A 24,976-nucleotide genomic window follows, 5' to 3' on the forward strand; every position below is an offset into this window, starting at 1 on the left:
ATTTCCTTTTTGAAGGTATTTTTTGAACTGAATGGTGCACGTGTGCTTTGTGTGCGTGAAACGAAGATCCTAATTGAGCGAAATGGACACTAGTTTGCGTGACAACTGAGTAATCTTCAGAGGAATGGACACTAGTTTGCGTGGAACAAAGAAAGAACACGTAACCTAAATAGGTCTCAAAAAATGAAGAGGCATGAAATCATCATGCCTCTTTCTTATACCCTTATCTAGTTGTAGCTGATCGCCTGTTTGCCCATCTGTTCCCAGGCAGCGACGAAGTTTGTTCGATTGATTTTGCGGTTTTTCTCGTTTGTCAAAGGATCATTGAAGTATATGTATTGGCTGTCATAGCCAGTAACAAGTACCGAGTGCTCCCTATAAGTGATTTTAACAGGCCCTTGATTTGTGTAAAAGTATTGAAATTGAGTAGATGGAAGTTTTGTGAACCACGAGTTTGCGATTATCCAAACAGGTTTCTTTTTGTCTAGTTGATTCGTAACACTTGTGAAAGGCTTTCCGGTTAGGTTCACAACACGACTTCCTAGATATTTCCTAGTTAGCGCCTCAATTGGTTTATGATATACCCCATAACCAGGTTTGCTCTTGTCGTACATATCACCTACAAATCCTATGTTTGGATTTCCAAAATAAACTTTGTCATCTACTTTACGGTAAGGTGTGGGATCTTTTGCTACTTGTTTAGCAAGTGTCATTTTATCTGCTTTTATACCAGCATAATTAAGAAGCATAGCAAGACTCGTAACTTCACATCCCCTTGGAAGTTCAGGGAGTTGAGAAATTAGTGGTGCACTTAATAGAACTTTCTGGGGCAGGGATGTTTTCACGACCCAGCTCGCAATCCAGCCTTTTCGTTGATCAGGCAGTGTAATGCGATACCAGAGTTCATTCTTGGAGTTAGTAAACTGCTCAAAAGCTACCAGCTTTGTTCCGTTCTTTAGCTGGGCGACTACTTTATAGTCAGTGCTTGCACCTGAACGAATATTTGCGACATCGACATTTACATAAATCGTTTTGTTCACTATCGTTGCAGCTGAAACATTCATTCCTGAGAAATAAGAGATAATACCAAATAGCATGCAAATAATCAGACTACCCTTAACTATTCCCCTCATTCATAAACCTCCGTCATTTATTTTATGCACTCTTAAACCTTATAAAACGACAGGATTTTCAGCAATGGGCATTCATCTTTATTTTTTTAACATAATAACCATAACTCGGAAAAAACACGGGATATACGACCTGTACCATATTATGTATATGTTACGAAATCCCCTTGGGCACCAGTGTTCCAATAGCTAATCAATTTACAAGCTTTATAAGTTGTCGTACAGTTGGGGTAAATTAAACATGTGTTTAAAAAGTGGGAGGTTTTTTCATGAGTGTAATCGATATCAATTGCGACATGGGTGAGAGTTTTGGCGCTTATCGACTGGGAACGGATGAGGAAATTTTAAAATATGTGACATCTGCTAATATTGCATGCGGTTTTCACGCGGGTGATCCTGCAACGATGAGGAAAACGGTCAAAATGGCATTGCAGCATGAAGTCGGAATCGGTGTTCATCCCGGTTTGCCTGACCTTGCTGGATTCGGCCGCCGCAATATCGACATCTCCCCTCAAGAAGCGTATGAGATGGTCGTTTATCAGATCGGTTCGTTGTGGGGATTCGTAAAAGCTGAAGGAGGAGCGATTCAGCACGTGAAACCGCATGGTGCGCTTTATAACATGGCGGCCGTGAATCAGGAGCTGTCTGAAGCGATTGCAGAAGCGGTTTATAAAGTGAACCCTGAGTTGATTTTGTTCGGACTTGCCGGGAGTGAATTGGTGAAGGCGGGCGAGCGTGCGGGGCTTCGCACAGCTTCAGAAGTTTTCGCCGACCGCACTTATCAAGAAAATCGTACGTTAACTTCCCGAAAGCTTCCTAATGCTGTGATCACAGATGACGATGCAGCGGTCGCACAAGTCATCCGGATGGCGAAAGAGGGAAAAGTGATGACTCAGCAAGAAGTTGATGTTGAAATTAAAGCAGATACCGTGTGTATTCACGGCGATGGAGCACATGCGCTAAGTTTTGCTGAAAAGATCAGGAAAACACTCGAGGAATCAGGGATTTCTGTTCGGAAAATTGGAGAAAGTCTATAAAGTAGTCTTTTGACTGGGCTTAAAGGTGTGTTTCTAGGCACAACTTTAGGTCTTTTTTTATGGTTTGAGCGAAACGAGGTGCCTTGTGAGCGAAAATGATACATTTGTGAGCGAAAAACAAAGGTGTTTGAGCGAAAACGCCCTTCGATTGAGCGAAACTTACCACTCATTGAGCGAACGTGTAACAAATATAAAAACACGTACCGTAAACAAGCATCACCTATGACCAAATCATAAAACTGGGTTGCTGACAAAGTGAAGGCAAGAAGAAAAAGCTAAGTGGAGATCTAGTTTTTATATTCCCAGCACATTCCAAACGTCTTCTAACTACCTAAATCCGACATAAAGCATTATAATTAGTGATAAAAACATATATTGTAAAAAGGCAGGAATACATGGGGATGAATAATTTTAGGTTCGGGATCCGCCAGAAAATCATTACTGGCTATATTGTGATTATTATTTGTTTAATGGCTGCTATTTTTGCAGTGACCCATCAGCTGAATTCGATGAAAAGTGAGCGAAACTTCATCATTCAGCATGATATTGCGGTCAGAGATCTAACGAGTCAGATTGAAAAAGATCTGCTCAAGATGGAAACGAACAAAAGGGGCTATCTCATAACAGGAGATGAAAGCTATCTGCAGCTTTATAACGAAGCCCGCTCTCAATGGACAAATGATTTTAGTGAGCTGAACGACCTGCTTTCTGATAATTCTAATCAGCAAAAAGAAATAGCTGCTATAAATGAGAACATCAAAGAATGGATTGCGGTTGCTGGTAATCCGCCTATTAAGATGAAGCAGCAAAACGACACAGAAGGTATTTCGGAATTTTTTAAACAAGATCCTGGAAAAGAAAAGACAGAGGAAGTTCTTCAGCAGTTTGATTCATTCCGCAACAAGGAAAAAGCACTTACTGAACAGCGTGCAGACAGCTTGAACAACCAGAATAGATACTTGGAGTTTGGTCTTTATGGTTTGCTCGCGTTCGTCATTATCACATCAATCGTTCTTGCCTGGGTGATTTCGGGTTCTATTATAAAAACAATTAGCGAGGTAGTGGCGACAATTCGCGCGATGACAACTGGCGGAAATCTGAGCAGCCGAATTCGTGTGAAGTCGAACGATGAGATTCGTGATCTCGGAGATGCGACGAACGAACTGCTGAATTCTTTTGAAGAGCGCGACTGGCTGCAAAGAAGTGTGACAGAAGTTGTGAGCAAGAATCAAGGAATCTCTTCTTTAGAGAGCTTAGCGGAAATCTTTCTTTCTGCGACGGCTCAAATTACAGAATCCTCTTATGGTGCTTTTTATATAAAAGAGGGCAAAAAAGAGAACATTCGCTTTGTTAAAAAAGGGGCTTTTGCAGATTCTGCTGCTGGTGATGTTGGTCGTAACAGCTTTAAACTTGGACAAGGTTTGATCGGACAGTGTGCATTAGAAAAACGTGTTCAAGTGATCAACAGAATCGATGCTGATTACACGCTCATTTCTTCTGGCCTCGGAGAGACAAAACCAACTAGCATCCTGATTGCTCCGATCGTTCATGAAGACGAAATCGTTGCAGTGATCGAGCTTGCGAGCCTCAAGGAGTACCGCGAGCAGCACATTGCTTTTATTGAGAAAGTATTAGAAACGTTCGGTCTGACGATCAACCGTGTGATCGATCGTATGGAAATTGCACGCTTATTGACTGAATCACAGGCGATGACAGAAGAACTTCAAGCGCAATCCGAAGAACTTCAAACACAGTCTGAAGAGCTGCAGATGCAATCCGAAGAACTGCAGATGATCAATGAACAGCTGGAATCCCGTTCACAAGACGCGGAAGAAAAGTCAAAAGCGTTAGAGATCGCGAAGAAAGAGCTAGAAGAAAAGGCCGTACAGCTTGAATCCGGCTCGAAGTACAAATCAGAGTTCCTGGCTAACATGTCACATGAGCTGCGCACACCACTGAACAGCATTCTGATCTTATCGGAGATGCTAGCTGAAAACAGCTCCAAATCCCTTTCAGAAGAAGAACTCGAGTTTGCGAAAGTGATTCATTCATCAGGTCAAGATCTGTTGAATCTTATTAATGACATTTTAGATCTATCCAAAGTGGAAGCAGGGAAACTGGAGATTATGCTGAGTGAAGTAAATCTAAGCGAGTTCCCGTCTAACTTGGAAAGAAACTTTACACATATTGCAGATCAAAAGGGCTTAAACTTTACGATTAATGTGGCGCCAAACGTACCAACCCTTCTGCAGACGGACGAGAAACGATTCCAGCAGATTGTGAAAAATCTGTTATCGAATGCGTTTAAGTTCACGGAAAAAGGTTCCGTTTCGGTCAGCGTGAAAAAAGTGCAGACAGATGTAATCTATAAAGGTGTTGATTATTGGCTCGAAGTCGCCATAAAAGATACTGGAATCGGCATCCCGAAAGAGAAGCATGAACTGATTTTCCAAGCGTTTCAGCAAGGGGATGGTGCGACGATCCGCAAATACGGCGGTACGGGTCTTGGACTGTCAATCAGCAGTGAGTTTGCGAAGCTTTTAGGCGGCAGACTTCAGCTTCAAAGTGAAGAAGGAAAAGGAAGTACGTTTAAACTTCTGATTCCGAGTATTTCTGATGAAACGGTTTCCGTTCAAACGTTCCTCGGTGCCTCAGCCGAGGTAGCAACAGCACTTGAGCAATCCGGCGAAGTTTCAGTTGTTGCAGAAACACCGATCACTGCAAAAATGGTGACTGCTGAACCGGAGGCAGAAAAGCCATCAATCTCAACTGATGAAGAGAACGTATTCTACGGTAAGACAGTCCTCATCACAGATGACGATAATCGTAATATCTTTGCACTGAAAACCGCCCTTGAACAAAAAGGGATGAACATCCTGATTGCGAACAACGGGATGGAATGTCTTGATGTATTAGATTCCAACAAAAAGATTGACCTCATTCTGATGGATATTATGATGCCTGAGATGGATGGGTATGAAACGATGCAGCGTATACGCGGAAATGGTGGGTATAGTGACCTTCCAATTATTGCGCTTACGGCAAAAGCCATGAAGAACGACCGTGAAAAGTGTCTTGAAGCAGGGGCTTCTGATTATATCAGCAAGCCATTGAAACTGGAGCAGCTCTTTTCCGTTATGCATGTTTGGATGACAAAGTGAGGATAGACCTTCGATGAAAGATTTCATTTGGAACAACGATGACAATCAGGAAAGTAATATGACAGAAGCGATTGAGATGGATTTGTTGCTAGACGGGTTGTACCGCGTATCTGGTTTTGATTTTCGCCAGTATATGCGCTCCTCAATTCATCGGCGCGTTCATAATCGCATGCAGATCGAACAGATCCCAACGATAACCGCTGTATTGGAAAAAGTGATGCATGATCCGTCCTTTATGACGAAGCTGCTTAATGATCTATCCATTAACGTAACAGAGATGTACCGCAATCCAGAATTCTTTCGAGCATTCCGCGAAAAGGTGGTTCCCGAGTTACGGGAGCTGCCCGAAATTCGCATTTGGCACGCAGGATGTGCGACAGGGGAAGAAGTGTATTCGGTGGCGATCCTGATGGAAGAAGAAGGACTCAGCCATAAGACGAAATTTTACGCGACTGACATGAATGAACCTGTGCTGAACAAGGCGCGTTCAGGCATTCTGCCGCTTAGTAAAATGAAGACGTACACGAAGAATTATATGGCTGCGGGAGGTAAAGAGGCCTTTTCTGAGTACTACACAACAGACGGCCACTTTGCTTACTTGAACACTTCGCTATTAAGGCAGATCAGCTTTGCTCAGCATAACCTTGTGACAGATCAATCTTTTAACGAATTTCATGTGATTTTTTGCCGTAACGTATTGATTTATTTTACAGCAGCTCTGCAAAACCAAGTGCATGAACTGTTTTATGACAGCCTTAGTCCTAATGGGTTTCTCGGTCTTGGTGATAAAGAATCGATTCAGTTTGCGGACTGTGCAGAAAAATATGCTGATTTTGCAGAACAAGTGAAGATTTATCGGAAAAAATAAAAGCAGGATGAAGGAATGTAAGAAATCTCTTCTTCCTGCTTTTTTAGTTCGCTTGAATCATCATAATACACATATCATCGCTCTGCTCGTTTTGCTGCTCTTCTGGTATCACAAGGTGGATCGGTGAGCGGATGTTGCTCCACTTTTCTGAAGCGACGTATTTTAACTTTTCGAGCATCAACTCTTCGTCATCCCCCGCTTCTAGAACGCCATCTGTAAAGAGCAGCATCTGAATGGTGTCCTCGTATTGAATGACTGACTTTTTTACCTTAATCTGTTCAAAAAAGCCAACCGCATAACAGCACCTTTCGATTGGGTGAAGCGCATTGTCAACAAGTGCATATCCTTCAGGGTGCCCGGCGTTCACATATTCGACCGTCTTTTTCTCCGTATCAATCAAAAGATAGATGCCTGTGAAATAGTAGTTATAATCGTTCTTCGGATTGTGAAGCAGAGTCATATAACGGTTTAGTTCTTTGATGACGAGTTCAGGATCTCTTAGTTCTTTAATCGTATCCCTCATTACAGAAGAGATGAACATGCAGACAAGGGAGGATGAAATGCCGTGTCCCATCATGTCGAGAAGGATGATGCCATAACGGTGCTCATCGAACTTATGCCAATAATACATATCTCCAGCGAGCTTGAATGAAGGAAGATGAGATACATTAATCGTGATGTTGTCCTCTTTTATCGGCGGGTTTAAAAGTCCTTTTTGAACTTGCATGGCGAGATCGAGCTCATTTTGAATCTTTTGCTCCTGCTCGGCATGCCAGTCTTTTTCGTACTTTAAGCGAAGGGCCACTCGTATTCTCGCGAGCAATTCTACTTTATTGATTGGCTTTGTCACATAATCCATTCCACCACAGTCGAGCGCTTCTGCCAGTTTGCTAGAATCTTCAAGAGCAGTAATGAAAATGATCGGAATGTCCTTAAAGCGTTCGTCCTGCTGCAGACGATGGCACGCCTCGATTCCGTCAATCTCTGGCATCATGATATCGAGAAGAATGAGGTCGACCTGCTTTTTATTCAGCTGATTTTCGTTCTGCTCCAAATAATCAAACAGCTGATGAGCCGATGATAGAGAGGTACAGTCTTCATATCCTGCGTTTTTTAATATTTTTTCAATTACAAATAGATTTACGCTATTGTCATCAACGATCAGAATGGACATTCTTAAATTCTTCCCCTTATGTACCATGTATTGTGTGTTTTTATAAGATCATTCAATTCTATACAACTAGTATACAAGTAAATGTTAAAAGCGACTATTATTAGATACATTAAGTTTAAAAACGGTGCGTGCTAGATGATTATGTAGTGATGGCATGATGAGATTTTTTGTAGTGTGTTTTTGAGCGGGAACTTTCATAATTCTGTCCACCTCAAACAGACACAAACAATAATTACGAGGTAAAGCAAATGATATCCGTAGATAACCTCAATAATTACGTACATAGACCAGATAATTACGCATATAAAAGAATTTATCCGATTTTCGGCACATTTCGACATAAATGAAAAAGTCATTCGCCAACATCAAAAACAATTTTGTTCATTTTAAACAAAATTCATTGACATATTTGTTCGTTTGTAACATTATATAAAGTATAAAGTGTTTGAAATTAACAAAGGTGATGAAGAAGATGCCTAAAGAACGCAGAGAACAAATTCTCAAACAATTAAATACGAACGGAAAAATAGATATTGAAGACCTAGTAAGTGAACTGAATGTTTCGGCAATGACGATTCGTCGTGATCTTGCTTACCTCGAAGAAAACAACCAGATCATCAGAACCCATGGCGGTGCGATTCTAAACAAACCGCTAGTGATAGAATCTTCATTCCGAACAAAGGAAGGCAAGTTCAACGATCGCAAAAAAATGATCGCGAAAAAAGCTGTTGAGTTTATTCAAGATCATGCAACAATTCTTTTAGATTCAGGAACGACAACGCTTGAGATCGCGAAATTACTAAAAGACAAAAAGACGATCACTGTTGTTACAAATGACATCAAAATTGCGGCCGAGCTTACGGATACTGACGTGAAAGTCATCGTTACCGGCGGAGAGCTTCAAAATAATGTTGGTACTTTATTCGGTCCACTTACTGAACAGATGTTAAGAAACATTCATGTAGATCTATTCTTCTTAGGAGCACATGCCATTGATTTTAAAGCGGGTGTTACGGCACCAACTTTTGAAAAGGCTTCCATTAAGAAACTCATGATAGAAGCATCTGAGAAAACATGGCTAGTTGCAGACTCTAGCAAGTTTGAACAAAAATCCCTTACAAAAGTATGCGATCTCACACAGATTCACGGTGTGATCACAGATTCGAGCTTGTCAGCACAAACAGAAGAAAAGCTGAATGAATATTTGGATGTTGTAACGGTTGAAGGTGGTGAGCAGGAATGAAAGTTGGCGTTATTGCGGATGATCTGACAGGTGCTAATGCAACGGGAGTAAAGCTTATTAAACAAGGATTTGAAGCAGCGACAATGGTCTATTACGATCAGGAACCTGCTTCAGGAAGCTACAATGCCGTTTGTATCGACACGGACAGCAGGTATGCACGAAAAGAAGTTTCTGAAATGAGAATTAAAACTGCATTAAACAATCTTCAGCGCTGGGGAGCAGACGTTATCTGCAAAAGGATAGACAGTACGGTAAGAGGAAACATCGGTATTGAGATTGATAACGTTTTGCAAGAACTGGGGAATCAGGCGATAGCGATAGTTGTAGCTTCGTTTCCAGAATCAGGCCGCATCACATCAGGCGGATACTTACTCGTAAATGGTGTACCCGTGCAAGCGACAGATGTGGCCAAAGACCCGGTTACACCACTGACCGAATCGTATGTTCCTTCTATTATAAGGAAACAAAGTGAATATCCTGTTGCTCATATCGGTCTCGAAACCGTATTGCAAGGGAAAGAGACTATTTTACAAGATTTAAAGAAAAGCATACAAGAAGGCAATCGCATTCTCGTATTAGATGCAGTGACAGATGAAGAGATCGAAGACATTGCACATGCGATGGCACTGATCGAGGACTTCCGACTTGTTCCTGTTGATCCAGGTCCACTAACCGCTTATTACGCAAAAGCATACACGAGCCAGCACACACAAAGCAAAAAGATTATTGTTACGGTTGGCAGCGTAACGTCATTAAGTGCTCAACAATTGACTTACCTGATCGATAAAACGAATGCCAATCCAGTCTATGTGGATGCAGAAAAATTAGCGAGTCTATCCGACAGCTGGGAAACAGAGATCGAGCGTGTGGTGAAGGTGGCTTTAGAAGAGATACATCAGCAAGATATCCTGATCATCACAACGAATTCGCCATCTGCCAAGCAATTAGACTTGAAACATTTAGCAAAAGAGCAAGGTGTCAGCCAGGATCAGTTAGCGAAACGAATCGCGGATGGGTTAGGAAAGATTACGCGAATCGTCATTCAGTCTTCAAACTACGAGATCGGCGGATGCTTCTCGAGCGGAGGAGATGTTACAGCTTCTCTCTGTTCTGTTGGAAGAGCGGAAGGAATCAAGCTAAAAGACGAAGTGCTCCCTCTAGTGGCTTATGGACAGTTTATCGGAGGATACTTTGATGGCATACCACTCGCTACGAAAGGCGGGATGGTTGGTGACAAAAAAGCAATTCACACCATTGTTAAACATCTTTTAGCGAATCAAACGTCTACAAAACAAGTTCAATAAGAATACTCTATACATTCCAAGGAGGAACAAAAACATGACAACAGCAACGAAAACGACAACCACTGAAAGAGCCATTATTGCCATTCCTATGGGTGACCCAGCAGGTATTGGACCAGAGATCACAATGAAATCTCTTGCGAAACAAGAAATTTACGACGTATGTAAACCACTTGTGATCGGGGATGCCGCTGTACTTGAAAAAGCGATCAAGATCGTTGGAGCAGACCTTTCGATCAACGAAGTAAACACACCAGCAGAAGGAAAGTACGAACTCGGTACAGTTGATGTGATCAACTTAAACAACATCGATATCAATCAGCTTCAGTATGGTGAAGTTTCAGCTCAAGGTGGACAGGGAGCTTTTGAATACATCAAAAAAGCCGTAGAACTTGCGACTGTAGGAGAAGTTAAAGCACTTGCAACAACGCCGATCAACAAAGAATCTTTAAAAGCTGCAAACGTTCCATATATCGGCCACACGGAAATGCTTGAAGCACTTGCCGGTTCAAACGATCCTTTAACGATGTTTGAAGTAAAAGGGATGAGAATCTTCTTCTTAACACGTCACTTATCTTTGAAAGATGCCATTGCGGCGATGACGAAAGAGCGCGTACATGACTACTTGATCCGTTGTGATCGAGCGCTCGCTCGCCTAGGGGTTGAAAACAGAAGATGGGCTGTTGCTGGTTTAAATCCGCATAGCGGTGAAGGCGGTCTTTTTGGCTGGGAAGAAGTAGAGCAAATCAAGCCAGGTATTGAGTTGGCAGTAGCAGATGGAATCAATGCGGTAGGTCCTGTTCCGGCAGACTCTGTATTCTTCCAAGCATTAAACGGAAAATACGACGCTGTACTCTCTCTTTATCATGACCAAGGGCATATCGCGGCAAAAATGACAGATTTCCATAGAACGATCTCGATCACCAATGGTCTGCCATTCTTAAGAACGTCTGTAGACCATGGAACAGCATTCGATATTGCGGGTAAGAACATTGCAGAAAGCACAAGTATGGAAGAGTGCATTAAGCTTGCGGCTCAATACGCTCCAAAGTTTACAGCAAACAGCTTGTAAAAAGCGGTTGGTCTCATAAGGTGAAGGGTGTAAAGCCCTTCACTATTATTCCAATAAAATAAAAGCGCTTACATTAAAGGGGGTTAATGAAATGGAAGTTTCAGGAGCACAAATGGTAGCTGGGTTAGTTCTTGGGGTTATTGCATTAATTTTTCTCGTTTTAAAAACAAAGGTTCACGCTTTCTTAGCTTTACTTATTGCAGCATCTATTGCCGGTCTTGTGGGTGGAATGGAACCTGGAAAAGTGGCAGATACGATTTCAGCCGGTTTCGGGAGTACGTTAGCATCTATTGGTATCGTAATTGGTCTCGGTGTTATGATCGGACGAATTCTAGAAGTGTCGGGAGCAGCGGAAACATTAGCTTACTCTCTGATTAAGGCAGTAGGCAGGAAAAAAGAAGAATGGGCGATGGCGATCGCGGGTTACGTTGTTTCCATTCCAATCTTTGTAGACTCAGCATTTGTTATTTTAAATCCACTTGTAAAAGCACTATCAAAGAAAACAGGAAAGTCAGTCGTCTCATTAGGTGTTGCGCTAGCAGTCGGACTCGTCATCACGCACTCCTTAGTACCGCCAACTCCTGGTCCGTTAGGTGTAGCAGGAATCTTTGGAGTCGATATTGGTCTTATGATCGGGCTTGGTCTATTGTTTGCTATACCGACGATGATTGCAGGCGTGCTGTACGCAAAATGGTTAGGCAAAAGAATCTATCAAGTGCCAGATGATTCAGAGTTAGGTTTCACACGACCAAATAAACAAGCAGCTTACCAAGAATTCATCGAATTAGCGAGCGCGAGAGAACACGATCTTCCATCACTTGGCCGCTCATTATTACCAATCGTTCTGCCCATTCTACTAATCTTTTTAAACACAACTTTAGCGGCGCTCGAATTAACATCTGGATTCTACGGTGTTCTGATTTTCTTAGGTAAACCGATTATCGCAGTCAGCATTGGGTTACTTGTAGCAATCTACGCTCTAGCAGGAAACTTGAGCCGTTCTGAATCACTTGACCGAATGGAAGAGGGCATTCAAACGGCAGGGATCATCCTTTTAGTAACAGGTGCAGGTGGTGCGCTTGGAAATGTTCTTCGTGAAAGCGGAGCCGGTAACTATATAGCCGAAAGTATTGCAGGCCTTGCATTGCCAGCAATCTTGATTCCTTTCTTTGTAGCCACGATCGTACGTTTAGTACAAGGAAGCGGTACGGTTGCGATGATTACGGCTGCATCCATTTCCGCACCAATCCTTTCACAGCTTGATGTCAACATGGCATTGGCTGCCCAAGCTGCTGCAATGGGATCCATGGTATTCTCGTATTTTAACGATAGCCTTTTCTGGGTGGTTAACAGAATGCTAGGGATCAAAGATGTAAAAGAGCAGATCATGGTTTGGTCCGTCCCAACCACAATCTGTTGGTTCGTCGGATTAGTCTCCCTTTTAGTAGCAAATATGATTTTTTAAACAAACGTTTAAAAAGATGCTCAGGATTTTCGTGTCCTTGAGCATCTTTTTTGTGTTAAAAACCAGCAGACCAGTGGGAAAAATATGTATGGAGAAATATGTGTGTGTTTCAGGAAAACACATTCCTTTATTGTTAGTTCTAAATAGACAAGGGAAAATATATTCACATTAAATCAAATATATTCACATTAATCTTAATCATTTCACGTTAATTTCAATAATTTCACGTTAAATCAAATATATTCACGATAGCAAAAATTTCATCTAAGTTCATTTAAGCTATCCACTTTCATAGGTTCAATATTCGGAGTAGAATGCAAAGGCAGTGTAATCCTAAAGGTTGTCCCTTCATTCAACAAGCTCTCCACCTCGATCGTGCCCCGGTGATTTTGAATGATCTTGAAGCAAATCATGAGTCCGAGGCCTGTGCCGTTGAACTTGGTCGTATAAAACGGTTCACCCAACCTCTTTTTTTGTTCTTCAGTCATGCCTACACCATCATCTTTTATCGAGAGTACGATGTTGTCATCAGATGATGTGGCCGATAGCTGTATCGTTCCGCCGTTCGGCAGGGCTTCCATCGCATTTTTGATCATATTGATGATCACTTGAGTGAGTTGATTCTTCTCACCATAAACGAGTGGAATACGTTCTTGTTTTTCAAATAAAATAACGACGTTTCTTAAGTTTGCTTCAGGCTGCATGAGATCAATGACGTTTTGAATGCTCTCAGTGATGTTGAACCAGCTGAAGTAGACGGCGTGCGGTTTTGCAAGGACCATCAGTTCACTTACGATAAAGTTGATGCGATTGATCTCAGTCAGGATAATCTCTTTATAAAAATCGTTCTTTTCTGGATCTGATTCATTGAAAAGCTGAACGAGGCCACTGATTGATGTAAGCGGATTGCGGATTTCATGTGCGATTCCAGCCGCCAAGTCGCCGATTAATGAGACTTTTTCTGACTTTAGCAAAATTTCTTCTGTTTTCTTCTTTTCCGTTATATCATACTGAATGGAGATGTGCTGATAAGCAACTCCTTCACGGTCAAGAAACGGAATGATCGTTGTATCGACCCAATAAAGAGAGCCGTCTTTCGCTTTATTGCAGATTTCACCGTTCCACACTCTGCCTGCCTTTATTTCGTGTACAATATGTTCAAGATACTCGTCAGAATGAACACCAGAGACGAAGATTTTGCCGTGATCCTGACCGATCAGCTCGTCCCGATTATATTTTGTTAGTTTGCAAAAGTGATCATTCACTTGAATAATTCGATTATCTTTATCAGTTATTGAGAAAATCGTAGCTTCAAAAAGTGCTGTTCGAATGTTATTCAACTCAGCAATCGATATGTCCAAATTCCGATTCGTGTGCTGAAGTGCTTTTTTCGTGTTATGCATAAATGTGGTGTAGTGCGTGACAATGGAACGAGCTGCACGGTCGATCTGTAAATGAATGCTGCTGCACATTTTTATTACAGAATCAGCGGAAATAGTATGTTTGATGGCCTCTTCTTCTAAAAAACCACAAATCACCACGCGCGTTTCAAAGATAAAGTGAAGGGCGTGATCGAGCGGTATATCACTTTCAGACGAGCGCTGTCCGAATGCATCAGCCCACCTTTGAATCTTTTTTTCAACGAGTGAAGAGTCTTTCTCCATAAGCGATTCTCCTAAATAGGAAAATAACGTTTCCATCCAATAAGGCAGCTTGAATAAAAAATTCGTATATTTCGCGTCTAAGTTCTCGATTGGGGATAATCGGTCCACAAGTTGCTTGCTGTGATCCATAATTTTTGTTCCAAGATCTCTACAACCTTCCATAAGTGTGCCTCCTCAAACAGGGTTCGGATGTTTATGAAGAACTCTTCGACATTTCGACAAATATCCCTTCTATGAAAGGTATCTTCCTACTAGAAACGGAGATAATGATAGATGAAATAACGATAGGAGCTGTATGGAATGATTTTTATCTATAACGATTACGGTGGTACACATACGACATCGCTTGCTGCGGCATTTCATCTTAAAAAACTGCCTCAACATGTGGAACTATCAAAGGAACAGATACTTAACGTAGAATACTTTAATAAACTAAAAACGTCAGATATGGGGACGATCATCTTTCACGGGATCGATGAGGACGGTCATTCCGTTTATTCGGTAGGGCGGGGCAGATCTAAAATTTTTGTTCCAGGTCTAAAAAATTTATATGAACTTTTAGAGAAGAGAAACAACACAGGTGAAAGAATCATCTTTTCTAACACATCACCGACAGTTCCGCTGGCCATGACGTTTGGCGGATTGTTTTCGAGAAGACTTGGCATTGATTTTATCGGTGTGCCGCTTTTAGTGAAAGGGGCAAAACAAGCTGCAGCACAAATTGCTTATCTTGTTGAACAAACGAAGCAAATCGCAAAAGAATCTGAACACCAGGTTGTTATATTAGAAAACAAAAAAGATTTTTTGTACCCATAAAAAAGACACTTGATCATTGTGATTAAGTGTCTTTTCGCTTATATCGCCTGCAAGATACTCTCCATATAGGTTTCCATAAAGCATTGAAAGGAGAGATCAAGCATCTGATTCATATCTTGTACGAGCGAAATGGTTTCTTTTAACGTGTATCCCTCTTCTTCAGATAGTCGAGCGATCACGTTAATAAGTTCTGACCGGATAAATTGATTTGGCTGCATAGCAATATCAAGTGACTGACCATATTGAAGTGCAAACTGAGCCGTAGTGATGGCCACCTCTTTCAGCCTTTCCTCCCTAACGCTTGGAGACAGCAGAAGGGAGCTTCCGCATAGCTGAATAAATTTTGTGATGTAATCCTTAGAAGACTGATAATCGAACAATTGCTTCTCTTTTACGGGATATTTCTCAAAGCGTCGGCTAATAATTTGTTCAGCGAGAGAAGAAGATTCGTTCACAATGATTTCAGCTAATTTTTGTTGGATCGTTTTCAAATAAAAGCCTCCTGTAAAAAATATATGACAAATACATATAAATCATTTAACACACTAGTAGGGTAAAGTTTATATATATCTTCAGTATTACTTATAACACTTGGAATGTCACTAAATATTACGTAAGATTACAATAATTTAACATAAAAAAAGGCAGCTGTACTCAGCTGCCTTCTGCTTCTGTTTGTTTTTCTTTTATGAAGAAAGAGATAATCAGTCCGATCAAGGAAAGAACAGAAACGACGATAAAAGCCATATTCGCACCATACATATCTGGATGTGCGATCTCTGGATTTCCTCCAGCGTTCGAGGCTGTTGTTGTCATAACGGTAACCAAAATGGCGGTACCGACTGAAGCGGCAATCATCTTCATCGTGTTATCCATTGCAGCACCATGCGGAATCAGCCGTTTCGGCAAGCGGTTTAATCCTGCAGTTGCAACAGGCATCATAACCATCGCGAGTCCAAACATCCGCACACTATACATAACTGTGATGAAGGTAAATGAAGTAGTTGGACTTAAAGTAGCGAACGCGAACGATGATCCCGTAATGATAATTAACCCGGTAAATGCGAGCCAGCGTGCGCCAAACTTATCAAAAAGCCTCCCCGTGATCGGTGACAGAAGACCGGTAATAAGTGCGCCCGGTAAAAGAGCGAGTCCGGCTTCAAACGCCGAAAAATCTCTCATGTTTTGCATGAAAAGCGGAATAATCGTCTCAGCTCCGATCAATCCCATAAACGTGATCATCCCAATAATGACCGTGAGCGGAAAGATGGAATTAGCAAAAACTCTAAATTCAAGCATCGGATGCTGTAATCGCAGTTGTCTAGTAATAAAGAGCACAAGAGCGATGACGCCAATTGCGAGCCAGAGCAATGTTGGTGTTGCTGTCCACCCAAGATTTCCAGCGCATGTAAACCCGTATAGCAAGCCTCCGAAACCAAACGAAGACAGAATGATCGATAAAACATCCACTTTTGTTTTGGTTGTTTCTGTTACATTTTTCAGGGCGAAGAAAGCGATGATGATATCAATAATCGCAATCGGGAGGATGATAAAAAACAGCACACGCCATGAATAATGAGACGTCACCCATCCAGATAAGGCGGGTCCGATCGCTGGCGCGAACGAGATCACGAGCCCGACTAACCCCATCGCTGATCCCCGTTTGTTCACCGGAAAGATCATAAGAAACACCGTTTGCATAAGCGGAAGCATAACGCCCGCACCGCTTGATTGAATCACTCTTCCAAGCAGCAGCATCTCAAAGTTAGGCGCGAGTCCTGCCACAAGTGTACCGAACGCGAATACACTCATCGCGGTAATAAAAAGCTGCCTTGTCGTAAAGCGCTCGAGCAGAAACGCGCTGACTGGAATCATAATCCCATTAACAAGCATAAAAACAGTCGTCAGCCACTGAGCACTGTTCGCAGTTATGTTCATCTCGTTCATAATTGGCGGAATTGCCGTAATCATCAGCGTTTGATTAAGAATTGCAATAAACGTACCTGCAAGAAGCAAGGTAACGATCGTAGAATGTTTATAGCTCTGTGTCGTTTCCATATGTAGTGTCATTCCCATCTGACAAAAGTATTGTTTACAGCTTACAGGATTTTGGATTAGAAAGACATTAACTTGCTTAAGGAGAAAGTGGGGGGAATGTAGTTAGATGCTAGCAATGAGAGGTGAAAGTGCAACAAGAATTTAGCTTATAAAAGCTCTCGAGGTTGATTTCGTTCTGTTAAAGTGCAAGAAGGTGCAGTTTAGGGTACAGAAACTGACCATTTTATATACCCTGTGGGGCATCTCGTTCATGCAATCCAAAAGTTTTGGTCCAGAATCCAGAAATTTCAGTTGTTTATCCACGAGTTTTGGCTCTCAATCCAAAAGTTTTTGCCATTTATCCACGAGTCTACAATCCTCGACAAATATAGCGATCTCTACTACTTCATATACCCCGCATGACACTTAAGAGTGAAACGCCAAATGTGGCTCACCGCCTGCCCCGCGGAAAGCGAGCACCTGGAACGGAAATCAATCGCCCTCGAGTAGCATCAATAAATTACTTTCAAAAAAATGATCTGAAAGGACAACTTTTTGCGTATATATTATAGTTACGACTTTTAAGGACTGGCTTAGATGAGGTGTTGCAACATGAATATCGTTGAAGTCCTAAATAAATTAAGCGACCGATTTTTCCAATTAAGGGTCTACGATCTGTCTGCGCAGATGGCGTATTACTTCCTGATGTCAGTGTTTCCGTTTTTGTTGGTGATCTATTCGCTGCTGACCTATTTGCCGCTGCGCGAAGAAAATATTTTAGAGCTTATTCAGCCGTATGCCCCAGACAGCACTTACGCATTAATCGAAAAAACATTATCGTACACCGTCATGAGGCAAGAGGGTAATCTATTGTCGTTCAGTTTAATCATAACGCTTTGGCTATCATCCATGGGTTTTCAGTGTATGAAGCGCATATTGAATGACGCGTATGAAGTGAGAAATGATGAGTACATGCTGAAGTCGATTGCAGAAAGTTTGCTCTTAACCATTGGATTCATGATCGCCGTCCTTTTTTCCGTGTTTGTCCCGATCTTTGAAAAGGTGCTGCGTGTCTATTTGGAAGGTGCTTTTTTGATTGTACCGTTTCATAAGCTATGGATCATCGTACAATGGGGAATGGGAACCGTATTTCTGCTGATTTTCTTTATCGTGCTGTATTCATTTGCGCCGAGCATCTCATTAGGTTTCCGAAAGGTGCTTCCTGGCGCATTTTTTGCAACGATCGGCTGGCAGCTCGTTTCAATGGGCTTTGCCTCCTACGTGAGCGGAAATAATTATTCCGCGTTGTACGGGCAAGTGGCAGGGCTCGTTGTGTTGATGCTGTGGTTTTATCTGTCTGCGATGATGATTATAATTGGAGGGCTGCTGAACACGGTGGTGCATCCGAAAAATAATAACGATTGAATGATAGAACTGATTCAAAGGATCGAATCGGTTCTTTTTTGAGCAGTTTTACGGTACGTGTTTTTTTATCTGTTACACGTTCGCGCAGAACCAGGTTCGTTTCACTCAAACCACCTCTGTTTTCGCTCAATCCACACTCTGTTTCGCTCAATACACCCTATGTTTCGCTCAATACACCCTCTGTTTTCGCTCACAGACTTATTTTTCCAAGATCCACAAGCTTTAGATAGCCACATCAAACAAAAAAACTGATTCAAAGCACCTAAAGTGGCACATATTGAATCAGTTTTCTCTCTTTATTTAAAAAAACGTGTCATTTATGGCCTTATTTTATAAGACCCCATACTTCTCATCTCGAATATCAGTAATAAACATGTGCCCGGGTGCATGTGTGATCATAATCTCTGGCTTCACATGCATCGCTACGGCTTGAGGTGTTACACCGCATGCCCAGAACACGGGTACTTCTCCTTCATGAATTTGAACAGGATCACCGAAATCTGGCTGATACAGATCATGGATACCGATCGATTCAGGATTTCCGATATGAACCGGTGCACCATGAACAGAAGGGAAGCGGCTCGTCACCTGAACAGCTCGAACGACATCTTTTTCAGGGATCGGACGCATGCTTACAACCATCGGACCTTCAAATCGTCCAGCCTTCACACATTGAATGTTCGTTTTAAACATCGGAACATTCCAGCCCCGCTCGATGTGACGAACGGGAATTCCGTTATTCATTAACGCGTGCTCAAACGTAAAGCTGCAGCCAAGCAAAAAGCCGACCATATCTTCATTCCAGAGTTCCTTTATGTCCGTTCGTTCTTCAGTCATTTCGCCCCCACGGTAAACGCGGTACTTCGGAATGTCCACGGAGAGATCGGCATTCGGCGCAACAAGCGCTGGAACAGCGGACCCGGGTTCTGTTACATCAAGAACGGGACAAGGCTTCGGGTTTCGCTGACAAAATAAAAGAAACTCAAACGCCAGCTCTTTTGGCAGCACAACAAGATTACCTTGCGTGTATCCGTTTGCGAGTCCGCTCGTCGGCTTCTCCCATTCACCGCGCCGGATTAAATCACGGGCTTCAGCTGGACTCAATCTGTCTAGTTCGTTCATAAAAGCTCCCCCTTTTACCTGGATTTATGCGAATAGCTTCGGAATTTCTGTATACAGCATATACACACTCATAGCTGCCATGATGACCACAATCACGACCCCGAAAATCGTCATCCACACGGGGTGTTTATAATCACCAACAATCTTCTCTCTGTGTGCTGCAACTAGCATAACACCAAGTGCGATCGGTAAAATAAGGCCATTTAAAGCACCCACTAAGATTAGGATGGCAACTGGTTTTCCAACCAGCGCAAATACGATGGTTGAAACAGCGATAAATCCGATAATGATCCATTTATGATATTTTTCTAATGTTTGATTGAACGTTCGGATGAACGAAACGGACGTATACGCTGCACCAACAACAGATGTAATGGCTGCGGCCCACATTACGACACCAAACATTTTATAACCGACGTTTCCAGCGGCTAACTTAAAAACAGATGCTGGAGGGTTGTTAGGATCCAGCTGCAAGCCTTGCGCTACGATCCCAAGAGCGGCTAGGAACAAGAAGATACGCATGATGGAAGCAATCCCGATCGCTGAGATAGACCCGCGCGTAACCTCTCTTAAATTTTCTTTTCCTTTAATGCCTGCATCAAGCAATCGGTGAGCACCGGCAAACGTAATATAACCACCTACCGTTCCACCAACTAGCGTTACGATCGCAAGGATATCAATCGTGTCCGGGACGAACGTTTTTACAACAGCTTCGCCAACAGGAGGCTGTGCGGTAAACATCACATAGATCGTTAGTGCGATCATGACAAAACCAGCCACTTGTGTAAAACGGTCCATCGCTTTTCCTGCTTCGCGCACAACGAATACTAAAATGGCAATCACACCACTTAGCACCGCACCCATCTCAGGGGAGACACCGAATAATACATTTAATCCTAATCCTGCTCCTGCAACGTTTCCAATATTGAAGGCCAGACCACCAATCACAATCAAGGCGGCCAAGAAGAAGCCTAGACCCGGAAGCACGTCATTTGCGATATCTTGTGCTCTTTTTTCAGATACGGCAATAATTCGCCAAATGTTCATCTGAGCACCAATATCAATAATGATAGAAGTTAAAATAACAAAACCAAAACTTGCTGCGAGAATGGATGTGAAATGGGTCGTTTGTGTTAAAAATCCTGGTCCGATCGCTGATGTGGCCATTAAAAACGCGGCACCCAGCAGAATACTTGCTTTTGACTCTTTCTTCATACTGTTCCTCCTTCATTACTTCGTTTTTTGTCGTATTTTAAGTGCGATTCCTTGTTTCAGCTGGTGTAACTTCTTTTCTCGATCTAAGTAGAGTTGTTGTGCCACTTCGTGCGAGACTTCGACGAACTGTACTTTGTCGCCAGGCTTCAGCTGCGCCATGATTGATAAGTCGACTGTCGCGATCTGACCGATTTTCGGATAACCGCCTGTTGTTTGACGGTCGGCGAGAAGAACGATCGGATTTCCTTCAGATGGCACTTGAATGGTTCCAAAACTCACGGCTTCAGAAAGCATTTCCTGTTTGTTTTCGAGTGAGAGTTCTGGCCCTTTTAAGCGGTAGCCCATACGGTCAGACTGTGATGTTACTTCAAAGTGTTCTGTAAAAAGCTTCATCTGGCTGTCCGTTGTGAACCAGTCATATTGTCTGCCTCTCATCACGCGTACATGTGGTTTAGAAACGGAAGAAACGGTAAAGTCTGATGAAATGGTCCATTTCATTTCCGAGAACGCCTTATCTTTTCGTTCTTCTGCTAAAATTTCAGAAATCTGGCGGGAAAGTTCACTGGGTTTCCCAATGGAAAGCTCATCATCGTTTTGAAGTGCTTTTCCGTTATGACCGCCAATCCCGGCACGTATGTATGTTGATTTGCTGTCCATCACTTCTGGTACATCAAAACCGCCAGCTACCGCGAGATAAGCTCGGCATCCGGTTTTGCATCCGCCAAACTTCAGCTTGCTGCCGGCTTTCACAAGCACAGAACGCCATAGTTTTACCGGCTTACCATTAATAGAAGGAGACAGATTACCGCCGCAGATCGAAATCAGCGTATCATCACGAAACTCCATATCAGGACCGAGAAGTGTAAGCTCTAACGTAGCTTCATTCTCATCATTTCCAACAAGCAGATTTGCTATCCGATGTGCTGTCGTGTCCATCACACCGCTCGTGATGACCCCGTATTTTTGATAACCGTAACGACCTAAATCTTGAACACTCGTTAGGAGGCCAGGTTTTGTAATCTTGATCATTTTTCGTCCTCCTCTATTCTTTGAAACTCTTCGATTGAGATCGGCACAAATTTAATTTGATCTCCTGCTTGTAAAAGAGAAGGGGTTTCGCCTTCCGGAAGAAACAGTTTTCGCGGCGTTTTTCCGATCAGCTGCCAGCCGCCAGGCGTTTCAATCGGATACACACCTGTTTGTTTTCCTGCAATTCCAACAGATCCTGCGGGTATCTTAAGCCGCGGATTGCTTCTTCTTGGAGCCGCAATTTTTTCACTCATCCCGCCAATATACGGAAATCCTGGAGCAAATCCGATCATATAAACGATATATTCACCGTTCGCATGGATATCGATCACTTCTTCAGTCGAAAGTCCGTTATGGCTTGCGACTTCCTCTAGATCTGGTCCGAACTCTCCGCCATAACAAACCGGAATCTCCACAATACGGGGTCTCGAATCTTCCTCAACCTCTAATTTTTCTAAGTGCAGTTTTAACTCTTCACATACACTTTCATAGGGCAGCGTGTCACTTTGTATTTTTAATGGATCGTAAAATACAGCAACCGTCGTAAAACCAGGAACGGTCTCAATGACCCAGTCAAATGTTTTCTCTTCAAAGAATGAGGAGACTTTTTTGACTTTTTGCTGGATTTCGCGGCTGATATCAAGCCCGAGTTCAATGATCAAACTGTTATCGCCAAGCGGCGCAATTGTAAATTTCATCGCTCAAAATCTCCTGTCTTTTTATGTAAAATTAATCAGAATATTTGTATATTTATAAAGCTCTAGTATATATGAAACCGCTCTAAAATCAAACCTACTTACATAGATTCCCGATAGTAATAATTTCTAGTCTATAAAATCCAGCCTTTAGTGGTTTAATTTTAAACAAACGTTTAGAATGGTAGGAAGAAAACCCATATAGGGAGTTGTGACATTGTGTATAAAGAGCCTATTTTTCTCAAACCTGTCTTTAAAGACCGAATCTGGGGCGGTACGAAATTACGTCAAGAGTTCGGCTATGATATTCCGACTGAAACCACTGGTGAGTGCTGGGGAATTTCCGCTCATTCACATGGACCAAGTGTAGTAGAAAACGGCCCGTTAAAAGGCAAGACGCTGGATCAGGTGTGGGATGAACATCGCGAACTTTTTGCTGATCAAGACGGAGAAGATTTTCCGCTGCTCGTAAAAATTTTAGATGCGAAAACAGACCTTTCTGTGCAAGTACATCCGGATGATTCGTATGCGCGTGAAGTAGAAGGAGAAGCTTTCGGTAAAACGGAATGCTGGTACGTGATCGACTGTGAGCCAGATGCAGAACTCGTGTATGGTCACCATGCAAGTTCGAAGCTTCAGTTTGAACAGATGGTTGCCGAAAACCGCTGGGACGAGCTGCTTCGAAAAGTGGCGATCAAGCCAGGTGACTTCGTGTATGTACCGAACGGAACGATCCATGCGATCGGTGCGGGGACGATGATCCTTGAAACGCAGCAAAGTTCAGATGTTACGTATCGTGTATATGACTACGACCGCCGCGATGATGAAGGCAACACGCGTGAACTTCACATTGAGAAATCGATTGAAGTTGCGATGATCCCGCATGAGGATGCAAATTTTGAGCCTGTTTTATCAGGAAATGATGATCTAAGGATTAAAAAATTGGTGAAGGAAAGTTATTTCACCGTATACCATTGGAACCTGTCAGGAGCGGTTGCCGAAGTGAAAAATCCTTCGTATCTTCTCGTCAGCGTACTGGATGGCGAGGGAGAACTGAAAGTTGATGAGGGTGCGGGAACCTCTTCCTCCTTTAAAAAGGGTGACCATTTTATTGTCCCATCAACTGTAAAAAGCTTTGGAATGAAAGGTGATGCGCGGTTTATCGTGTCGCATCCAACACTATAGAGAAGATGAAGCAACCGGAATGAGGGCATTCCGGTTGTTTTTTTGTGTATGGGGGGTGAGAGCGAAACAAGGTGCAGTTGGGGTGAAATGGACGGGGTTTGTGAGAGAAACTAGTGTAGTGGGTGCGAAACAAAGGGTGTTTGTGAGCAAAACTGGTGTTGTGTGGCGAAATGAGGTGCAAATGGAGCAAGAAGAGCTCTTCACTGAGCGAAACAAAAGGTTGATTGAGCGAAAACAGTACTCGATTGAGCGAAAACAACGTTCCATTGAGCAAAACCAATGCTCCATTGAGCGAAAACAGCTCCCCACTGAGCGAACGTGTAATAAATATAAGAACACGTACCGTGAAATTTTCTGAAATACTTCACTTATAAGAGGTTTTCAAGATGATAGATATTATGTCTACCTGCTGGCGTGATTGGAAGTTTAATGGCATTCAGGAGGTGTTTTACAACATGGCGAGAGGATATCTGAAAGAAATCGCAGCATTCATGAACTGTAATAGCAGGGCCGTTTAATAAAGCAAAATCCTTCAAAGCGTGAATGTGTGCTAATTTGTCATAATGGCCACATTTAAGGCAAAACCATTTTCGGCTTGATCGAATCATTGATAATGTAAAGCATTTTGTACAGGCGACGCCTTTTATGAGGTCGTCTTGGGTGATTGAAAACTGTTGAAAAAGATCTTGATTGGATTGACTATGGCGTTTTAGTAAAATGCGAGAGAGTTTCTTAATGTCTTTTTTTGAAATGAATTCACTTTTTCTCATGTGTTGATAATCGTGGAACTTTGCCAGCAAATTTGTGCTATGAGTAACTTTCTGTGAAATTTTTATGCTCTGAGGAACGTATTTAATACGTGTATGAGGATTGCTTATAACAACAAGTGATTCTACTGGAACTTCGGGGAATTTATGGTGCTTCAGCCATTCTTTCAGCAAGTGAGTCTGACGGTAGACTTGGGAGATCGGATCAGAAAATACATCTTCTTTGTCATTGGAAATCCTTATGAGCTGGTGAAATTCTTGGTCAAATATTAAGGTACCAGCCATGTTTTTTACTTCGAGTATCAGAAAAAAAGTAGTCGTTAAAATGAGAATGTCGATTTGAAAGTGATTTGAGCCAAAAGGCAGGCGAAGATCGTGGAAGATGAAAGTTTCATCATCAGGAAGTAGATTCATGTGAAAGTCGAGGGACTTTTCACCATTGTACCCGGTAACGCTTTTTAGCAATTCGACCTCAATTTCATGACGAACCGGATGATGTGGCGGAAATCGCTTTAAAATAAGCTTTAATTTTCTAATTTTAATAGACTCTGCTGCTTCTTTTACAATCAT

Annotated in this window: 21 protein-coding genes; 11 read left to right on the top strand and 10 right to left on the bottom strand. The window is 42.3% G+C overall.

The window, feature by feature from the left end:
- Positions 1–227 precede the first annotated feature (227 nt).
- The gene (locus tag AWM68_RS18500) at positions 228–1,133 is read right to left on the bottom strand and encodes a C39 family peptidase (protein WP_066245194.1); all 906 of its coding nucleotides are present in this window, start codon (positions 1,131–1,133) and stop codon (positions 228–230) included.
- Positions 1,134–1,399: 266 nt separating this feature from the next.
- Between AWM68_RS18500 and AWM68_RS18505 the strand changes: the two genes are divergently transcribed.
- The 3 genes from AWM68_RS18505 to AWM68_RS18515 all read left to right on the top strand — a co-directional run bounded on the left by AWM68_RS18505 (position 1,400) and on the right by AWM68_RS18515 (position 6,196).
- Entirely contained in the window at positions 1,400–2,167 is a 768-nt protein-coding gene (locus AWM68_RS18505) for a LamB/YcsF family protein (RefSeq protein ID WP_066245197.1), read from the top strand.
- 401 nt (positions 2,168–2,568) lie between these two features.
- Positions 2,569–5,328 (top strand): CHASE3 domain-containing protein, encoded by a 2,760-nt coding sequence (locus AWM68_RS18510; RefSeq protein WP_066245199.1) that lies wholly within the window; start codon positions 2,569–2,571, stop codon positions 5,326–5,328.
- A gap of 13 nt (positions 5,329–5,341) precedes the next feature.
- A complete protein-coding gene (locus AWM68_RS18515; protein WP_066245201.1) occupies positions 5,342–6,196 on the top strand; it encodes a CheR family methyltransferase in 855 nt (284 codons plus the stop codon).
- Positions 6,197–6,239: 43 nt separating this feature from the next.
- Here AWM68_RS18515 and AWM68_RS18520 read toward each other — a convergent pair whose 3' ends face one another.
- Positions 6,240–7,370, bottom strand: a complete 1,131-nt coding sequence (locus tag AWM68_RS18520; protein WP_066245202.1) for a SpoIIE family protein phosphatase — start codon at positions 7,368–7,370, stop codon at positions 6,240–6,242.
- A gap of 472 nt (positions 7,371–7,842) precedes the next feature.
- Between AWM68_RS18520 and AWM68_RS18525 the strand changes: the two genes are divergently transcribed.
- The 4 genes from AWM68_RS18525 to AWM68_RS18540 all read left to right on the top strand — a co-directional run bounded on the left by AWM68_RS18525 (position 7,843) and on the right by AWM68_RS18540 (position 12,451).
- On the top strand, positions 7,843–8,613 hold the full coding sequence (locus AWM68_RS18525) for a DeoR/GlpR family DNA-binding transcription regulator (protein ID WP_066245205.1): 771 nt from the start codon (positions 7,843–7,845) through the stop codon (positions 8,611–8,613).
- Positions 8,610–9,917, top strand: coding sequence for a four-carbon acid sugar kinase family protein (locus AWM68_RS18530; RefSeq protein ID WP_066245206.1), 1,308 nt, complete (start codon positions 8,610–8,612; stop codon positions 9,915–9,917). Before AWM68_RS18525 ends, AWM68_RS18530 begins: the two co-directional genes overlap by 4 nt.
- A gap of 34 nt (positions 9,918–9,951) precedes the next feature.
- Positions 9,952–10,986, top strand: coding sequence for a 4-hydroxythreonine-4-phosphate dehydrogenase PdxA (pdxA, locus tag AWM68_RS18535; RefSeq protein WP_066245208.1), 1,035 nt, complete (start codon positions 9,952–9,954; stop codon positions 10,984–10,986).
- Positions 10,987–11,077: 91 nt separating this feature from the next.
- On the top strand, positions 11,078–12,451 hold the full coding sequence (locus tag AWM68_RS18540; protein WP_066245211.1) for a GntP family permease: 1,374 nt from the start codon (positions 11,078–11,080) through the stop codon (positions 12,449–12,451).
- Between the two features lie 260 nt (positions 12,452–12,711).
- On the opposite strand, the gene AWM68_RS18545 is transcribed toward AWM68_RS18540, so the two are convergent.
- Positions 12,712–14,277 carry an ATP-binding protein gene (locus AWM68_RS18545; protein WP_066245213.1) on the bottom strand — a complete coding sequence of 522 codons (1,566 nt, stop codon included), beginning with the start codon at positions 14,275–14,277 and terminating at the stop codon, positions 12,712–12,714.
- A gap of 138 nt (positions 14,278–14,415) precedes the next feature.
- On the opposite strand from AWM68_RS18545, the gene AWM68_RS18550 reads away from it, so the two are divergent.
- Entirely contained in the window at positions 14,416–14,931 is a 516-nt protein-coding gene (locus AWM68_RS18550; RefSeq protein ID WP_066245215.1) for a DUF3189 family protein, read from the top strand.
- Between the two features lie 38 nt (positions 14,932–14,969).
- Here AWM68_RS18550 and AWM68_RS18555 read toward each other — a convergent pair whose 3' ends face one another.
- Together AWM68_RS18555 and AWM68_RS18560 are read right to left on the bottom strand one after the other, a co-directional pair.
- On the bottom strand, positions 14,970–15,422 hold the full coding sequence (locus AWM68_RS18555; RefSeq protein ID WP_066245218.1) for a hypothetical protein: 453 nt from the start codon (positions 15,420–15,422) through the stop codon (positions 14,970–14,972).
- Between the two features lie 163 nt (positions 15,423–15,585).
- The gene (locus tag AWM68_RS18560; protein ID WP_066245219.1) at positions 15,586–16,989 is read right to left on the bottom strand and encodes an MDR family MFS transporter; all 1,404 of its coding nucleotides are present in this window, start codon (positions 16,987–16,989) and stop codon (positions 15,586–15,588) included.
- A gap of 591 nt (positions 16,990–17,580) precedes the next feature.
- On the opposite strand from AWM68_RS18560, the gene AWM68_RS18565 reads away from it, so the two are divergent.
- A complete protein-coding gene (locus AWM68_RS18565) occupies positions 17,581–18,393 on the top strand; it encodes a YihY/virulence factor BrkB family protein (protein ID WP_066245221.1) in 813 nt (270 codons plus the stop codon).
- A 330-nt stretch (positions 18,394–18,723) separates the two neighbouring features.
- On the opposite strand, the gene AWM68_RS18570 is transcribed toward AWM68_RS18565, so the two are convergent.
- From AWM68_RS18570 to pxpB, 4 genes are read right to left on the bottom strand one after another with little or no spacing between them, the layout of a single operon-like run.
- Complete coding sequence (locus tag AWM68_RS18570; RefSeq protein ID WP_066245223.1) at positions 18,724–19,515, bottom strand: putative hydro-lyase; 792 nt, start codon at positions 19,513–19,515, stop codon at positions 18,724–18,726.
- A 24-nt stretch (positions 19,516–19,539) separates the two neighbouring features.
- Entirely contained in the window at positions 19,540–20,730 is a 1,191-nt protein-coding gene (locus AWM68_RS18575; protein WP_066245225.1) for an NRAMP family divalent metal transporter, read from the bottom strand.
- Positions 20,731–20,745: 15 nt separating this feature from the next.
- Positions 20,746–21,759: a biotin-dependent carboxyltransferase family protein gene (locus AWM68_RS18580; protein WP_066245226.1), complete on the bottom strand. Its 1,014-nt coding sequence runs from the start codon at positions 21,757–21,759 to the stop codon at positions 20,746–20,748.
- Complete coding sequence (gene pxpB, locus AWM68_RS18585) at positions 21,756–22,457, bottom strand: 5-oxoprolinase subunit PxpB (RefSeq protein ID WP_066245228.1); 702 nt, start codon at positions 22,455–22,457, stop codon at positions 21,756–21,758. The genes AWM68_RS18580 and pxpB overlap by 4 nt, the downstream gene beginning before the upstream one ends.
- 216 nt (positions 22,458–22,673) lie before the next feature.
- Between pxpB and manA the strand changes: the two genes are divergently transcribed.
- Positions 22,674–23,639 (top strand): mannose-6-phosphate isomerase, class I, encoded by a 966-nt coding sequence (gene manA / locus AWM68_RS18590; protein ID WP_066245230.1) that lies wholly within the window; start codon positions 22,674–22,676, stop codon positions 23,637–23,639.
- A 55-nt stretch (positions 23,640–23,694) separates the two neighbouring features.
- A complete protein-coding gene (locus AWM68_RS18595) occupies positions 23,695–23,997 on the top strand; it encodes a hypothetical protein (RefSeq protein ID WP_156488457.1) in 303 nt (100 codons plus the stop codon).
- A gap of 10 nt (positions 23,998–24,007) precedes the next feature.
- Here the strand turns inward: AWM68_RS18595 and AWM68_RS18600 are convergent, their stop codons facing one another.
- The gene (locus tag AWM68_RS18600) at positions 24,008–24,976 is read right to left on the bottom strand and encodes a nuclease-related domain-containing protein (RefSeq protein WP_066245233.1); all 969 of its coding nucleotides are present in this window, start codon (positions 24,974–24,976) and stop codon (positions 24,008–24,010) included.

The organism is Fictibacillus phosphorivorans (genome assembly GCF_001619875.1).
Taxonomy (GTDB): Bacteria; Bacillota; Bacilli; order Bacillales; family Fictibacillaceae; genus Fictibacillus; species Fictibacillus phosphorivorans_B.